This window comes from Streptomyces liliiviolaceus, from assembly GCF_018070025.1.
Taxonomy (GTDB): domain Bacteria; phylum Actinomycetota; class Actinomycetes; order Streptomycetales; family Streptomycetaceae; genus Streptomyces; species Streptomyces liliiviolaceus.
Genome location: NZ_JAGPYQ010000001.1, coordinates 41303 through 57637, shown reverse-complemented (window position 1 = coordinate 57637; position 16335 = coordinate 41303). Strand labels below are relative to the sequence as shown.

The 16335-nt window shown below is 71.8% G+C and carries 12 protein-coding genes; 11 read left to right on the top strand and 1 reads right to left on the bottom strand.

Annotation, left to right across the window (positions count from 1 at the left end):
- The first annotated feature begins 58 nt into the window (after positions 1–58).
- The 11 genes from J8N05_RS00220 (at position 59) to moeZ (ending at position 14572) form a co-directional block, all read left to right on the top strand.
- The gene (locus tag J8N05_RS00220) at positions 59–1663 is read left to right on the top strand and encodes a DUF3152 domain-containing protein (RefSeq protein WP_456339968.1); all 1605 of its coding nucleotides are present in this window, start codon (positions 59–61) and stop codon (positions 1661–1663) included.
- 78 nt (positions 1664–1741) lie between these two features.
- Positions 1742–1834 carry an Ms4533A family Cys-rich leader peptide gene (locus tag J8N05_RS48085; protein ID WP_318658070.1) on the top strand — a complete coding sequence of 31 codons (93 nt, stop codon included), beginning with the start codon at positions 1742–1744 and terminating at the stop codon, positions 1832–1834.
- 190 nt (positions 1835–2024) lie between these two features.
- On the top strand, positions 2025–3749 hold the full coding sequence (locus J8N05_RS00215; protein ID WP_210880478.1) for an ABC transporter substrate-binding protein: 1725 nt from the start codon (positions 2025–2027) through the stop codon (positions 3747–3749).
- Positions 3750–3753: 4 nt separating this feature from the next.
- Positions 3754–4881: an ABC transporter permease gene (locus tag J8N05_RS00210; protein ID WP_247706081.1), complete on the top strand. Its 1128-nt coding sequence runs from the start codon at positions 3754–3756 to the stop codon at positions 4879–4881.
- Positions 4878–5876, top strand: a complete 999-nt coding sequence (locus J8N05_RS00205) for an ABC transporter permease (RefSeq protein WP_210880477.1) — start codon at positions 4878–4880, stop codon at positions 5874–5876. The genes J8N05_RS00210 and J8N05_RS00205 overlap by 4 nt, the downstream gene beginning before the upstream one ends.
- A 65-nt stretch (positions 5877–5941) precedes the next feature.
- On the top strand, positions 5942–7669 hold the full coding sequence (locus J8N05_RS00200; protein ID WP_407699878.1) for a dipeptide ABC transporter ATP-binding protein: 1728 nt from the start codon (positions 5942–5944) through the stop codon (positions 7667–7669).
- Positions 7670–7859: 190 nt separating this feature from the next.
- The gene (locus tag J8N05_RS00195) at positions 7860–9734 is read left to right on the top strand and encodes a DUF3492 domain-containing protein (RefSeq protein WP_247706080.1); all 1875 of its coding nucleotides are present in this window, start codon (positions 7860–7862) and stop codon (positions 9732–9734) included.
- Positions 9731–11464, top strand: a complete 1734-nt coding sequence (locus J8N05_RS00190; RefSeq protein ID WP_407699877.1) for a hypothetical protein — start codon at positions 9731–9733, stop codon at positions 11462–11464. Before J8N05_RS00195 ends, J8N05_RS00190 begins: the two co-directional genes overlap by 4 nt.
- A gap of 169 nt (positions 11465–11633) precedes the next feature.
- The gene (locus J8N05_RS00185; protein ID WP_210880474.1) at positions 11634–12593 is read left to right on the top strand and encodes an NAD-dependent epimerase/dehydratase family protein; all 960 of its coding nucleotides are present in this window, start codon (positions 11634–11636) and stop codon (positions 12591–12593) included.
- Positions 12581–13330, top strand: coding sequence for a spherulation-specific family 4 protein (locus J8N05_RS00180; protein WP_210880473.1), 750 nt, complete (start codon positions 12581–12583; stop codon positions 13328–13330). The genes J8N05_RS00185 and J8N05_RS00180 overlap by 13 nt, the downstream gene beginning before the upstream one ends.
- A gap of 63 nt (positions 13331–13393) precedes the next feature.
- Positions 13394–14572, top strand: coding sequence for an adenylyltransferase/sulfurtransferase MoeZ (moeZ, locus tag J8N05_RS00175; protein ID WP_189769161.1), 1179 nt, complete (start codon positions 13394–13396; stop codon positions 14570–14572).
- 95 nt (positions 14573–14667) lie between these two features.
- On the opposite strand, the gene J8N05_RS00170 is transcribed toward moeZ, so the two are convergent.
- Positions 14668–16224, bottom strand: a complete 1557-nt coding sequence (locus J8N05_RS00170) for an alpha/beta hydrolase (RefSeq protein WP_210880472.1) — start codon at positions 16222–16224, stop codon at positions 14668–14670.
- Positions 16225–16335: the final 111 nt, after the last annotated feature.

Sequence of the window (16335 nt, the reverse complement as noted above, 5' to 3'; positions counted from 1 at the left end):
ACCTGCTCGGGGGGTGCCCCGGCTGCCTGAAGGATGGGTTCCGCAAGGGCCGGGAAGTGTGCCCGGACAGGGAGGCCCGTCCGCGGGCCAGTACCGGGGCGGCGCGCAGCCGGGCGGAGGCCCGCGTCTTCCCGACGGAACGCCCGCCCATGGATTCCCGCACCTGCCCGACGGCACTCCGGCACACGGATTCCCCCGTCTCCAGGACGGCACTCCGGCCCACGGTTTTCCGCGGCTCCCCGACGGCACCCCCGCCCATGGATTTCCCCGGCTGCCGGACGGCACTCCGGCGCACGGGTTCCCGCGCCTTCAGGACGGGACCCCGGCCCATGGCTTTCAGCGGTCGCCCGGTGGGTCGCCCGGTGGCGGTCCGGCGCAGGGTGCGCCGCTCGACGCCGACGGCACCCCGGCCCACGGCGTGCCCCGTGTCCGCGGCGGTCACCCCGAGCAGCGTGAGGCGGGCGGCGGCTGGGGCACGGCGAGGACGGCCGCCGGGTCCGGGTACGGCGTCGGCGTCGGCGTGACGCAGGCGTCTCCGCAGGGGCCGCCGCGCGGTCCGGGCCAGGGCGCGCCGCGCGACCGCCCGGGAGTGCCGATCCCCGGGCAGCGGTACGCGCCGGGCACGGCGGGAGCGGGCGGCCCGCGCCAGGCCTACGTCGACGCGTTCGACGGGGGCGGCGGGAGCGGCGGGGGTGGTGAGGACGACCGGTTCGCACCGCGTGCCGCCACACCCGCGGGGGCGGCGCTGCGCGCGGACCCCTTCGCCCCGGTCACCGACCCGGACGAGGAGGCCGAGCACAAGACGTCGTCGCCCCGGGGGCCGCGGACGCCGGACACCCGGCCGGACAGGACCAAGGGCGGCAAGGGCCGGGCCTTCACCGGCATCGCGGCCGCGGCCGTCACCACCGTGCTGGCCGTCGTCGTGGCGGGCCAGGTCGCCGACGGCGGCAAGGAGGACTCCGCGGGCTCGCAGGCGGCCGGCGCCGACCGGGAGGCCAAGGACTCCGCGTCGCGCACCGACAAGCGGCCCGCGCCCTCCACGTCACCGCGCGCGGTGACGACGCTGTCGTACGCCCAGCAGATGGCGGCGAAATACCCCCTGGAGGCCGAACTCAAGGGCGGCGGGAAATTCGACGCGGTCACCGGCTTCGACAAGGCGCCGGGTACGGGACAGAAATTCACCTACCGCGTCGACGTGGAGAAATCCCTCGGACTCGACGGAAAGCTCTTCGCACAGGCCGTGCAGAAAACCCTCAACGACAAGCGGAGTTGGGCGCACGGCGGCGGCCGCACCTTCGAGCGGATTTCTTCCGGAAAGCCCGACTTCGTCATCACGCTCGCGAGTCCCGGCACCACCGCGTTCTGGTGCGCCAAGTCGGGTCTCGACACCACCGAGGACAATGTCTCCTGCGACTCGGCCGCCACCGACCGCGTGATGATCAACGCATATCGGTGGGCCCAGGGCTCCGAGACGTACGGGGACAAGATGTACTCGTACCGGCAGATGCTGATCAACCACGAGGTGGGGCACCGGCTCGGGTACGGGCATGTGAGCTGCAGTGTCGACGGCGGGCTCGCCCCCGTCATGCAGCAGCAGACCAAGTTCCTGAACCACGACGGGATCAAGTGCCGGCCCAACCCGTGGCCCTTCCCGTCGAGTTGAGCGGGCGCGCCGCGGGAGCGGTCGGGGGACGGACGGCTCACATTGACAGGCGGGAAAAGTTCGTTCATATTTTCTCGCATGTCGCCTCGTCACATCTCCGCACGCGCAGCCCTTGAGCTGGCGCTGTTCGGCGTGACCGCGCTCTGCGTGGCCGACATTCACTGTCGCTGACCCTCGCCCCTGGCGCGCGTCGGCGTTCTCCCGCTCTTTCACCGGCACCGGAATCACGGTGCCGGGTGTTTTCCAGAGCGCCCTCGTGCTCTTGTGCCAGCGTGCCCTCGGGGCGATTCCGCGATTACTTCCTCACGCCGTGCCCTGTTCGCGCGCGGTGTTCGCCGAATTCTCCGAGGGGTTTCCTCCCATGCGTCAATCGTCCGTCACAGCGCGCCGTCTGGCCGCCGTATCCGTCAGCCTCGCCGTGGCAGCGGGTGCAGTCGCCTGCGGGCCGGAGGACAACGATGCCAAGGCCACGTCCGGCGGCGCGGACGCGAAGCCGGCCAAGGGCGGCACCCTCACGGTCCTGAACTCCAACCCGCAGCAGGACTTCGACCCCGCCCGGCTCTACACCTCCGGCGGCGGAAACGTCCCCTCGCTCGTCTTCCGTACGCTCACCACGCGCAACCGCGAGGACGGGGCCGAGGGCGCCAAGGTCGTCCCCGACCTCGCCACGGACACCGGCCGCCCCAGCAAGAACGCGACTGTGTGGACGTACACGCTGAAGAAGGGCCTCACGTACGAGGACGGCAGCGCGATCACCTCGGCCGACATCAAGTACGGCATCGAGCGGTCCTTCGCGGCCGAACTCTCCGGCGGTGCGCCCTACCTGCGGGACTGGCTGATCGGCGGCGCCGACTACCAGGGGCCCTACAAGGACAAGAAGGGCCTCGACTCCATCGAGACGCCCGACGAGCAGACCATCGTCTTCCATCTGAACAAGCCCGAGGGCGAGTTCCCGTACCTCGCCACGCAGACGCAGTTCGCGCCCGTCCCGAAGGCCAAGGACACCGGTACGAAGTACGAGGAGCACCCGGTCTCGTCCGGTCCGTACAAGGTCGTCAAGAACGAGAACGACGGCGAGCGGCTGACCCTGGAGCGCAATACGCACTGGTCCGCCTCGACGGACGCCGAGCGCAAGGCCTACCCCGACAGGATCGACGTACGCTCCGGGCTCGACTCGTCCGTCATCAACCAGCGGCTGTCCTCCTCGCAGGGCGCGGACGCCGCCGCCGTGACCACCGACACGAACCTCGGACCCGCCGAACTCGCCAAGGTCAGCGGTGACAAGGAACTGGCCGCGCGGGTCGGCACCGGGCACTTCGGCTACACGAACTACATCGCCTTCAACCCGAAGGTGAAGCCGTTCGACGACCCGAAGGTGCGCCAGGCGATCTCGTACGCCATCGACCGCACCTCCGTGATCAACGCGGCGGGCGGCTCCTCGCTGGCCGAGGCCGCGACGACGTACCTGCCGAACCAGAAGTCCTTCGGCTACACCGCCTACGACCACTTCCCGGCCGGCAAGTCAGGCAACGCGGCCAAGGCGAAGGAGCTGCTGAAGGAGGCCGGGCACGCGAAGGGCCTGACCGTGACCCTCACCCATTCCAACGCCAAGGACTTCGAGACCAGCCCCGAGATAGCGACCGCGATCCAGGACGCCCTGAAGAAGGCCGGGATCACCGTCAAGCTCCAGGGCCTGGAGGACAACGACTACAGCGACAAGATCCACAGCGCGAAGACCGAGCCCGGCTTCTTCCTCGCGCACTGGGGTGCCGACTGGCCCTCGGGCGGGCCCTTCCTGGCCCCGATCTTCGACGGCCGCCAGATCGTCAAGGACGGCGCCAACTTCAACACCGGCTTCCTCGACGACAAGTCGGTCAACGCCGAGATCGACGCGATCAACAAGCTGACCGACCTCGACGAGGCCGCCACCCGCTGGGGCGCCCTCGACAAGAAGATCGGCGAGCAGGCGCTGACCGTGCCGCTGTTCCACCCGGTCTACAAGCGCCTGTACGGCAAGGACATCAAGAACATCGTGATCAGCGACTGGACCGGGGTGCTGGACATCTCGCAGGTCTCGGTGAAGTAGCGCCGTGAGCGACGTACTCGTCGCCTCCCAGGCCCCCGGCGCGGCGGACCTCTCCGTCGCGCCGGGGGCCTCGGGGGCTCGTCAGTTCTGGCGGCGGCTGCGCGCACAGCGCGCCGCCCTCGCGGCGGCGGCCGTCGTCGCCCTGCTCGTCCTGGTCGCGCTCGCCGCACCGCTGCTCACCGCGATCGAGGGTCAGGATCCGACCACGTACCACCCGGATCTGATCGATTCCGCGCGCGGCGGTGTGCCGGTCGGATCGTTCGGCGGCATGAGCGGCGACCACTGGCTCGGCGTCGAGCCGCAGACCGGCCGCGACCTGTTCGCACGGCTCGTGTACGGGGCCCGGGTCTCACTGGGTGTCGCGCTGGCCGCGACCGTCGCGCAGATCGTCATCGGCGTGGTGGTCGGAGTCGCGGCCGCGCTCGGCACCCGCTGGGTCGACCAGCTGCTGAGCCGGTTCACCGACATCATCGTCGCCCTGCCGCTGATGATCATGTCCCTCGCGTTGCTCGCGATCGTGCCGTCGGGATTCCCGCGGCCCGTCCTCGTCGCAGGCGTCATCGGGCTGATCGCCTGGGGCAACATCGCGAAGATCGTCCGCGCGCAGACGCTCACCCTCAAGGGGCTGGACTACGTCTCCGCCGCCCGGCTCAGCGGCTGGGGCACCTGGCGGATCGCCCGGCGAGAGCTGCTGCCGGGGCTCGCGGCGCCCGTCATCACGTACGCGGCGATCCTCATCCCGCAGAACATCACCGTCGAGGCGGCCCTGTCCTTCCTGGGGGTGGGCGTGAAGCCGCCGACACCGTCGTGGGGGCAGATGCTCACCGCCGCCGACGTCTGGTACCAGGCCGCGCCGCAGTATCTGCTGCTGCCGGCGGGCGCGCTCTTCGTGACGGTCCTCGCGCTGACCGTCCTCGGCGACGGGGTCCGCACGGCCCTCGACCCGCGCGCGGCCTCACGGCTGCGGGTCGGGACGGGGCGGCGGCGGGAGGCGAAGGTGACGCGGTCCGCTGTGGCGGTTGAGGGGGCTGGGGTGGCTGGGGCGGTTGCCGCGGCCGATGGGGCCGATGGCTCCGGTGTGTCAGATGTGTCAGGTGTGTCCGGTGGGTCGGGGCGGGGAGGTGCCTCATGAGTGGGTTCACGGGGTTCGTCCTGCGCCGGGTCGTCGGCGTCCTGGTCACCCTCTTCGCCATCTCGGTGATCATCTACGTCGTCTTCTACGTCACCCCCGGCAACGTCGCCCAGATCACCTGCGGCCCGCGCTGCTCGCCCGTCCAGGTCCAGCAGGTCTCCGAGCAACTACGCCTCGACGACCCGCTGTACGTGCGCTACTGGCACTTCCTGGAAGGGCTCGTCGCCGGCCAGGACTACTCGACCGGCACCGCGGTGCAGCACTGCCCGGCGCCCTGCCTCGGGCTGTCGTACCAGAGCGACCAGCAGGTCACCGAGCTGATCCTCACGAAGCTGCCGGTCAGCCTGTCGCTCGTGTTCGGTGCGATGGTGATCTGGCTGATCCTCGGCGTCGGCACCGGCGTGCTCTCGGCGTGGCGGCGCGGACGGCTCACCGAGCGGGTGCTGACCGGCATCACGCTCGTGGGCGTGGCCACACCCGTCTTCGTCATCGGCCTGGTCCTGATGATCGTCGTCTGCGGCGAACTGGAACTGCTGCCCTTCCCGCAGTACGTGAACCTCACCGACGACCCCGAACAGTGGGCGTGGAACCTGCTGCTGCCCTGGCTCTCCCTCGCGCTCATCGAGGCCGCGGCGTTCGCCCGGCTGACCAGGTCGTCGATGCTGGAGACCCTGGCCGAGGACCACATCCGGACCTTCCGCGCGTACGGCGTCGGCGAGCGGTCGGTCATCTGGCGGCACGCGTTGCGCGGGGCGTTCGCCCCGGTCATCGCGCTGAACGCCAACAACGTCGGATCGGCCGTCGGCGGCGCGGTCCTCACCGAGACGCTCTTCGGGCTGCCCGGCATCGGAAGGGAACTGGTCCACGCCGTCGATGTCGTCGACCTCCCCGTCGTGGTCGGGATGGTCCTGGTCGTCGGGTTCTTCGTCGTCATCGCCAACGCCCTCGCGGACGTGCTCTACGCGGTGGCCGACCGACGGGTGGTACTGGCATGAGTGCGGGTGATGCGGGGGGCATGGGTGGTGCGGGTAGTACGGGAGGCACGGGTGGTGCGGGTGGCATGAGTGGTGCGGGTAGTACGGGTGGTGCGGGCGTGAGCCTGGTCGAAGTGAGCGATCTCACCGTCGGGTTCGGCGAACTGCGGGCCGTCGACGGGCTCTCCTTCCGGCTGGCGCGGGGCGCCGCGCTCGCGCTGGTCGGCGAGTCCGGCTCGGGCAAGTCCACGGTCGCCTCGGCCCTGCTGGGACTGCACCGGGGCACGGGCGCGTACGTCGGCGGTTCGGTCGAGGTCGCCGGGATCGACGTACAGCGGGCGTCGGACGACGAACTGCGGCGGCTGCGCGGCGCGCGGGCCGCAATGGTCTTCCAGGACCCGCTGTCGTCCCTCGACCCGTACTACGCGATCGGGGACCAGATCGCCGAGGTGTACCGCGTGCACACGCGTGCCTCGCGGCGGGCTGCCCGCGCGCGTGCCGTGGAGGTGCTGGACCGTGTCGGGATCCCGGACGCGGTCCGGCGCTCCCGTTCGCGCCCGCACGAGTTCAGCGGCGGGATGCGCCAGCGTGCCCTCATCGCGATGGCGCTGGCCTGCGAGCCCGATCTGCTGATCGCCGACGAGCCGACCACCGCGCTCGACGTGACCGTCCAGGCCCAGATCCTCGACCTGCTCCACACGTTGCGGGAGGAGACCGGAATGGGGCTCCTGCTCGTCACGCACGACGTGGGCGTCGCCGCCGGGAGCGTCGACGAGATCCTGGTCATGCGGCACGGACGCGTGGTCGAACACGGCCCCGTCGCCACGGTCCTCGGCGCGCCGGCGCAGCCCTACACACGCGAACTGCTGGGCGCGGTCCCGAGGGTGGATGCGCCAAGGGTGGACGCGTCGGCGTCGAGGGGGGACGCGCCAGGCGGTGTGGAGACCGGTGCGGCGGTCGGCGCGGCGGCGAGCGTGACGTCCGGCGTGGCGGCGAGCGTGACGTCCGGCGCGGCGGCGGACGAGGTCGTGCTGGAAGCGGTCGGGCTGCGGCGCGAGTTCGGGCGCGGGAAGCGGGCGTTCGCGGCCGTCGACGACGTGTCGCTCACGGTCCGCCGGGGCGAGACGCTCGGCATCGTGGGCGAGAGCGGCAGCGGCAAGACGACGCTGGGCCGCATGCTGGTCGGCCTGCTGGAACCGACGGCGGGGCGCATCACCCCCGGCGGCGGGGTACGCCCCGATGTGCAGATGGTCTTCCAGGACCCCGTCTCCTCCCTCAACCCCCGCCGCAGCGTGGGCGAGTCGATCGCCGACCCTCTTCGGGCGCGGGGCGAGCGGGACGAAGGGGGCGTGCGGGGACGCGTACGGGAGCTGTTGGAGCGCGTGGGGCTCGAAGGGGCGCACTACGACCGCTACCCGCACGAGTTCAGCGGCGGCCAGCGCCAACGCGTCGGCATCGCACGTGCTCTGGCGGCCGACCCGAGGGTCATCGTGTGCGACGAACCGGTCTCCGCACTGGACGTCACCACCCAGGCCCAGGTGGTCGCCCTGCTCGGCGAACTGCGGCGGGAACTCGGCCTCGCCCTGGTCTTCGTGGCCCACGACCTCGCCGTCGTACGCCAGGTCAGCGACCGGGTGGCGGTGATGCGCGGCGGCCGGATCGTCGAGTACGGACCCGTCGACGAGGTCTACGAGTCGCCGCGGGACCCGTACACACGGCAGCTCCTCGCCGCCGTCCCCGCGCTCGATCCGGCGGTCGCGGCCGCCCGTCGCGCGACCCGTCGAGCCGCCCGCCAACAACTGGCCGCCGTATGACGAAACGTGTTCGGTTGATCTCTTAGCGCGACGGAACGCGACCCGCACGGGAAAGTTACGACCGTTCACCCCTTTTGGTGGTGCGATGGACAACCCTCCATCGCACCACCGCCATGTCCGCATACGTTCTTCCCGCTGCGAGCCGCCGGGTCAACGGCGGCTCCCCATACGGGAGATCGGGAGTGCGGTCGTGCGCATAGGACTGCTTACGGAGGGTGGCTATCCGTATGTGAGCGGTGAGGCCAGGCTCTGGTGCGACCGGCTCGTGCGCGGGCTCGGACAGCACGAGTTCGACATCTACGCGCTGAGCCGCAGTGAGCAGCAGGAGGACGAGGGCTGGATCCAGCTCCCCTCCCAGGTGAGCCGGGTGCGCACCGCCCCGCTCTGGACGGCGAACGACGACGGCGTGGCCTACGGGCGACGGGCCCGGCGCCGATTCGCCGAGTGCTACGCGGAGTTGGCGGCGGCCATGTGCGCGCCGGACGCCCTCGGCGGCGCCGCGCCCGATGCGGTGTCGGGTGCCCTGCCCGGCGTGGTGTCCGGTGTGATGTCCGATACGGCGTCCGGGGGTTTCGCCGGAGCCGATGGTCACGCCGGGGCCGATGGTCACGCCGGGGGTCGGGGCGAGGGCGCCTCGGCCGGTGCGGCGGACCGTTTCGGCAGCGCGCTGTACGGGCTCGCCGAACTGGCCCGCGACGAGGGCGGCATGGTCGGCGCCCTGCGCTCCGAGGCGGCGGTGTGCGCCCTCGAACGCGCCTGCCGCGCGCCCGGCGCACTGCGCGCCGCGCGCACTGCCCGCGTGCCGGACCTGCTCACCGTCGCCGCCCAGGTGGAACGCGCACTGCGCCCCCTCTCCCTCGACTGGTACGGCGACGACGGGCTCGGCTCGGTCGACCTGTGCCACGCCACGTCCGGCGGCGCCGCGGCCCTGCCGGGACTGCTCGCCCGCCACTTCTCGGGCGTACCCCTGCTGGTCACGGAGTACGGAGTACAGCTGCGGGCGCACTACCTGGGCCCCCGCGAGGATCTTCGGGGGCACGCCGCGTCGGCGCCGGCGCGGGCCCTGCTCGCGGCGTTCCACGGCCGGCTCGCCGCGGAGGCCTACCGGCAGGCCACGGTCATCACGCCCGGCAACACGCACGCCCGCCGCTGGCAGGAGCGCTGCGGCGCCGACCGGACCAAAATCCGTACCGTCTACCCCGGCATGGAGGCGTCCCGCTTCTCGGAGGTGGGCGAGAGCGCCGAACACGCCGACCCGTACACCCTCGTGTGGGTCGGACGCATCGAGCCCGCCAAGGATCTGGCCTCGCTGCTGAACGCCTTCGCGGAGATCCGCAAGGAGGAGCCGAAGGCGCGGCTGCGGATCGTCGGCGCACCCGCGGACGGCCCGGAGGGCGCGACCCATCTGGCGCACTGCAAGGCGCTGGCCTCGCAACTCTTCCCCGACGAGGCCGAGCGCGTGCACGCCGTCGGCGACAACCCGGTCTCCTTCGAGGAGATCGGCGGACCCGACGTACCGACCCTCCCCGAGGCCTATGCGGCAGGCGCCCTCGTCGTCCTGTCCAGCGTCGTCGAGGGCTTCCCCATCAGCCTCGTCGAAGCGATGTTCGCCGGCCGCGCCACGGTCTCCACGGACGTCGGCGCGGTCGTCGAGGTCATCGGCGGTACGGGGCTCGTCGTTCCGCCGCGCAACCCGCGGGCGCTCGCCGAGGCCTGCGTCGCCCTGCTGCGCGATCCGGAACGCCGGTCGCGCCTCGGTGCCGCGGCCCGCGCCCGGGCCCTCGAACTCTTCACCGTCGAGCAGAACATCATGGCATTTCACGGCATTTACCTCGATATCGTCTCGCATTGCCCGGTCCGGCGGGACGTGGTCGACGCCTCGGGCGAGCCCCTTCCGTTCGCCATACCCGTCGAGGCACAGGTGCCGGGCCGGTGGCCGGAACCGGAGGCGCGGCCGGCGGCCGGGAGACCGGGCCCGGGCTGGGCGGCGGGACCGCCGGTACGGGGTGTCCCGCTGGGAAGCGCTCCGGGCGAGCCCGTACCCGCGGGGGAGGGGGCGCGGTGAGCGCGCGACGGATCAAAGCGGCGGACCGGACCTCCGGCGGCCCCACCGAGGACACGGAGGCCGGGCGGTCGGGAGACCTCGGGGACGTGCGGGGCATGAACGCCGAGGTGGGCGAGATCAAGGTGGTGGACATCCAGCCCGGCGAGACCCGTGTGGTCGACGTCCAGCTGGGCGAGTCGAGAATCGCGGACGCACGCCCCCCGGGCGAACCGGGACCGACGGTCCCACGGCCCAGCTGGGCGAAGGACCCGGCCCAGCACGGGTCCCGGCCGGGACCGAGGCAGGGGTCCTCGACGGCCACGTACGCCCGGCTGGCGTGGGACGCCGTGACCGTCACGCCGGAGGCGTCCCCTCCGGCTGCGGACGAGCAGGCTTCCGACCGGTCGGTTCCCGAGCCGCACGTCTCCGACCGGCCGGTTCCCGAGGCGCACGTCTCCGACCGGCCGGTTCCCGAGCCGAAGGTTCCCGCGTGGCCGGACGCCGACCAGCAGACCGTCGACCAGCAGCACCTCGGTCGGCGGATCTCCGACCGGCAGGCTCCCGGTCCGGTGGACGCGGTCGCTGCCCTCGGCCCGGTTCACGACCAGGCCGACGGACAGCTCGGCGAGCCTGACGTCGCCGACCGCACGCCCTCCGCCCCCCGCGGCGACGCCGACCCGGTGAAGGCCCTGATGCACCGCCACCGGCAACTGTGCGAGCGCGCGGTGGACCCGCTGGAGATCGCGGCGGCCCTGGAGGCGCACGGTGTGACCGACCGGACCGCCACCCACTTCCGGCACCGGGACGTCTTCTCCCTCGCGGAGGAGATGTACGCGCGAGTGCCCCGCGCCGGCGACACGGCACCCCGGCCCGAGACACCCGACACCCCGAAGGCGCACGCCGACTGGGCCGTACTCACCCTGCTGCCGGGCGCCCTGTGCGCGGCTGTCGTGACCGGACTGCGCTACACCGAGGGCCGGCCGCGCCTCGCGGTGACCGTCGTCGGCGTACTCGCCGTGGCCCTCGCCGTACGCGCGGCCCGCAGCCGCGGCCCCCTGCACGCCACGCGGCCGTGGTCCCCGACGCCGTCCACCCGCGCGTGGACCTACTGGCTCGTCGCCTACGCCCTCCTCGGCGACGGCCTGCTCGCCGCCGCCATCGAGGGCGGCCCCGACGGACCGCCCACCGGCAGCCCCGGCAGCTCCTGGCCGATCGCCCTCGCGTCCGTCCTGGCCCTGAGCGCGGCCTGCGCCCCGGCGGCCTGGTGCGCGCACCTCTTCACGGTGCGTGCGCGCCGCCGCCTCGTCACCAGCCGCGCCCTGGAGGAGTTCGCGTCCTCCGTGAAACCCCTGCTCCTGGGCGTCTTCGTCCTGTTCCTCTGCGTCCTCGGCGGCCTGCTCGCCCTGAGCGGGGCGGTACTGGACGAGTCCGCCGCCTACGCCGGGGCCGGGGCCCTCGGCGCGCTCCTCCTGCTCGCCCGGCTTCTCACCGTGCACGGATTCAGGCACGCCCCCGCCGTCATGCTCGCGGCCGCGGGCGTGGCCGAGGCGCTGGCCCTCCTGAGCGTCTTCGGAAGCCGCCTTCCCGGCTGCGAGGCGCTGGCCGTGCCCGTCGAGACCGTGGCCGACGCCTGGGGAGCGGGCGCGATCCCGGCTCTCGCGTGCGGGGCCGCGGCGCTCGTCCTCCTGATCCACGCGACCAGGACCCTCACCCGGGCCTCCGCCCACGCGGCGCACGGGGACACGCCGTGACCCGCCACCGACTCTCGGCTCCAGGATTCGTGATGGATCCCCGCGCCGAGCACCCCCCTTCCCGCGGGGCCGACACCGCGGGCCTTCCGTACGACCCATGGCACCACCCTGAAGGAGAACGCAAGATGATCACCCTCCGCATCGGAGAGTCCGCCCCGGGAGCCGCCCGATGAGGGTGCTGCTGATCGGAGCCAACGGATACCTCGGCCGATTCGTCGCCGACCGTCTCCTCGCCGACCCGGCCGTGCAGCTCACCGCGCTCGGCCGGGGCGACGACGCGGACGTGCGCTTCGACCTCGCCAGTGGCAGCCCGGGAGCGCTCACCCGCTTCCTCGACGCGGTGCACCCCGGGGTCGTCGTCAACTGCGCCGGTACCACCCGTGGCGGCGCCCGCGAGCTCACCCGGCACAACACCGTCGCCGTCGCCACCGTCTGTGAGGCACTGCGCCGCAGCGGGTGCGGTGCACGCCTCGTACAGATCGGCTGCGGCGCGGAGTACGGGCCCAGCCAGCCCGGATCCTCCACGGCCGAGGACGCGGTGCCCCGCCCCGGCGGCCCCTACGGCGTGAGCAAGCTCGCCGCCACCGAACTGGTCCTCGGCTCCGGCCTGGACGCCGTCGTCCTGCGGGTGTTCTCGCCGTGCGGGCCCGGCACCCCGGCGGGCTCCCCGCTCGGCCGGCTCGCCGAAGCGATGCGCCGCGCCATGCAGTCCGGCGACGGCGACCTCAAACTCGCCGGCCTCGGTGTCCAACGCGACTTCATCGACGTACGCGACGTAGCCCGTGCCGTCCATGCCGCCTCCCTCTCCGCCGCGCAGGGCGTCATCAACATCGGATCCGGTCGTGCCGTACGTCTGCGCGACGCCGCCTCCGTCCTCGCACGCGTCGCCGGCTACGGGGGAGCCCTCCACGAACTCGACGGAGTTCCCGGCCCCGCCCGGCCATCCATCGGTCACCCCCGTTCCGAAACAGAGCACACGGCCCCCGCCGCGTACCCCTACCCGGACGGCTGCGGCAGCTGGCAGCAGGCCGACGTGCGCACCGCACGCGACCGGCTCGGCTGGCGGCCCCGGATCAACCTTGAGGAATCCCTCGCCGACATCTGGATGGAGGCCGCATGCCGTATCTGACCAGCACGCCGACGGGCACCGCGAGCACGGACCTGAGGATCGGCTTCGGCGTCCCCGGCTATGCGCACCCGCTGGTCGCCCCGGTCGAATGGGGCGGCCTCACCCGCCCCGGGACCCCCTTGCACTGGGTCGTCCTGAACGTCTCCGACGGCCCCGGCGCCCGCCCCGACCCCCACTGCCTGGAGGCCGCCGGACGCCTGCGCAACGCGGGCGTCCGCGTACTCGGCCACCTGGACGTGACCTACGGCGCCCGCGCCTTCGGCGAAGTCGTCTCCGAGGCACACCGCTATCTCGACTGGTATCAGGTCGACGGCTTCCTCCTGGACCGCTGTCCCACGGAGCGGACAGCCCTCCCGGAGGTCCGGCGCACCAGCGACACCCTGCGGGCGCTCCTCGGCGACGGCCACATCGTCCTCGGCCACGGCACCCACCCGTATCCCGGCTACGCCGAGACCGCCGACCAGCTGGTGACCTTCTCCGGGCCCTGGAGCGACTACCGCTGGTCGCAGGTGGCGGAGTGGACCGCCGAATACCCGCCGGAGCGCTTCTGCCACTTCGTCCACGGCATGCCCCGAGGCCATCTCGACGAGGCTCTGCGCATCGCCCGCTGGCAGGGAGCCTCGACGATCTACTTCACGGACCGCACGGACCGCGGAGGTTCGGCCGGCCCCTGGGAGAGCCTGCCCGGCTACTGGGACGAACTCGTCTCGCGGATCGGAACGGGTGTCTCGGAATGAAGAAGGGCGTGGCAGTGTTACGGGGAGAACAACCGTAGTGATTGACCGACCAACGGAGTCCCCGTGTCGCTGCCACCCCTGGTCGAGCCAGCTGCTGAGCTCACCGTAGACGAGGTCCGCAGGTACTCCCGCCACCTGATCATCCCCGACGTGGGCATGGACGGGCAGAAGCGGCTGAAGAACGCCAAGGTGCTCTGTGTGGGCGCCGGCGGCCTGGGCTCGCCGGCGCTGATGTACCTGGCCGCCGCGGGCGTGGGCACGCTCGGCATCGTGGAGTTCGACGAGGTCGACGAGTCGAACCTGCAGCGCCAGATCATCCACAGCCAGGCGGACATCGGCCGCTCCAAGGCGGCGTCGGCCCGCGACAGCGTGCTCGGCATCAACCCCTACGTGAACGTGGTCCTTCACGAAGAGCGGCTCGAAGCCGAGAACGTGATGGACATCTTCAGCCAGTACGACCTGATCGTCGACGGCACGGACAACTTCGCGACCCGCTACCTGGTCAACGACGCGTGCGTGCTGTTGAACAAGCCGTACGTCTGGGGCTCGATCTACCGCTTCGACGGTCAGGCCTCCGTCTTCTGGTCCGAGCACGGGCCATGCTACCGCTGCCTCTACCCGGAGCCCCCGCCCCCCGGCATGGTCCCCTCCTGCGCCGAGGGCGGTGTCCTGGGCGTGCTGTGCGCGTCCATCGGCTCCATCCAGGTCAACGAGGCCATCAAGCTCCTCGCGGGCATCGGCGAGCCGCTCCTCGGCCGCCTGATGATCTACGACGCCCTGGAGATGCAGTACCGCCAGGTCAAGGTCCGCAAGGACCCGAACTGCGCGGTCTGCGGCGAGAACCCGACCGTCACCGAGCTCATCGACTACGAGGCCTTCTGCGGCGTCGTCTCCGAAGAGGCCCAGGAGGCGGCCGCCGGCTCGACGATCACTCCCAAGCAGCTCAAGGAGTGGATCGACGACGGCGAGAACATCGAGATCATCGACGTCCGCGAGATCAACGAGTACGAGATCGTCTCGATCCCCGGCGCCAAGCTGATCCCGAAGAACGAGTTCCTCATGGGCACCGCCCTGGCGACCCTGCCGCAGGACAAGAAGATCGTCCTGCACTGCAAGACCGGTGTCCGCAGCGCGGAGGTCCTCGCGGTCCTCAAGTCGGCCGGATTCTCCGACGCCGTGCACGTGGGCGGCGGTGTGATCGGCTGGGTCAACCAGATCGAGCCGGAGAAGCCGATCTACTAGCAGGACCCCGCAGGGACAGACCCTGTACGGAGAGGGGCTCGGCACCGTGTGTGCCGGGCCCCTTCCCGTCGCCCGGGCAGGGGTGGCCGGGTCGGCTAGGAGCAGACCTTGCCGTCGTCCGGTACCGATCCGTCCAGCAGGTAGTCGTCCACCGTGCTGTCGACGCAGTCGCTCCCGTTCCCGTAGGCCCCGTGTCCCTCGCCCTTCCAGGTCAGCTGCACACCGACGCCCTTGCCCAGCTCGTCCGCCATCTTGCGCGCACCCTCGTACGGCGTCGCCGGGTCGCCGGTGTTGCCCACCACCAGGACGGGGTCCGCGCCGGGCGCGCTCACCTCCGGTGTCTCGTACTGCCCGGCCACCGGCCAGTCGTGGCACCAGCCGGCCGTGTCCCAGCCCATCGAGTCCCCGAACACGGGCGAGATCTTCCTGAACTCCGGGAGCCGCTTCTTCGCCTCCTCGGGCGTCGGCCGCTCCTTGTCGTCCAAGCACGATATGACCCGTTGGGAATGCGTGGTCGTGCCGTAGTGGCCCGAGGCGTCACGGTCGTTGTAGCCGTCGGCCTGCGCGAGCAGTTCCGTTCCGTCGCCGTCCTCGGCCGCTGCGAGCGCGCTGGTGAGAGCCGGCCAGGACGACTTGCTGTACAGCGGATAGATGATGCCGGTGAGAGCGAGCTGCTGGGTCAGCTCGCGGCCGCTCGTGGTCGCCAGCGGCTTCGAGTCGATCCGCTTGAGCAGGGCCGCGATCTCCTGGGAGCCCTCCTTCGGGTCCCGGCCCGTGGATTCGAGGTAGTCCTCCAGCGCGCGCTGGAAACCCCTGGTCTGGTTCTCCGCGTGGCCCACCGTCCCGGCGCTCGGGTCGACGACCGCGTCCAGGACCAGCCGCCCCGCGTTCTTGGGGAACAAGTGGGCGTACACGCCGCCCAGTTCGGTGCCGTACGAGATGCCGAAGTAGTGCATCTTCCGGTCGCCGAGGACATGCCGCATCAGGTCCATGTCCCGGGCCGTGTCGGTCGTCGAGACATGTCCGAGGAGCTTGCCCGCGGACTTCTGGCAGCCCTTGCCGAAGTCCGCGGCGTCCTTGAGGAACGCGGTCTCCTCGGCGGAGGTGTCCGGGGTGGTGTCGACGGCTTCGGCCGCCTGGACCTCTTTGTCGCTGCGGCAGCGCACGCCCTCACTGGCCGCGACACCGCGCGGGTCCCAGCTGACCAGGTCGTACCGCTCGTGGAGCTTCGCGAACGTCGGCCCGTACGGCGGCAGATAGTCGACGCCCGAGCCGCCGGGGCCGCCGAAGTTGAACAGCAGTGAGCCGATGCGGTCGTCCGAGGATCCGCTCGACTCGCTGCGGATCAGGGCCAGTCCGATGGTCTCGCCCGCCGGCTTCGCCCAGTCCAGCGGCACCTTGAGCGTCGTACACCGCCAGTCCCCGCCCGGCGCGGGGCCGGTCTCGGTGGCCTTGCACTTGTCCCAGTCGAGCTTCTGCGAGGTGAGCGAGGCGGGCAGCCCCGGCACGGTGTCCGAGGAGGATGCCGCGCCCGGGGACCTGCCCGCGTCGTCGTTCTTGTCGTTCCCTCCGTCGTCCCCGGACGAGCCGCTGCAGCCGGCCACCAGCAACGCGGCGGCGGCCAGTGCCGTCCACCGTGCGATACGCGCCATGAACTTCCCCCCTCGCATCGTCGTCCGCCGATGTCGCGGATGACAGTCAGGCCATAGTAGGCAGATCTCCGCGAGCACAGCGGAGCCCTGTGGATAACCCTCTGACCTGCC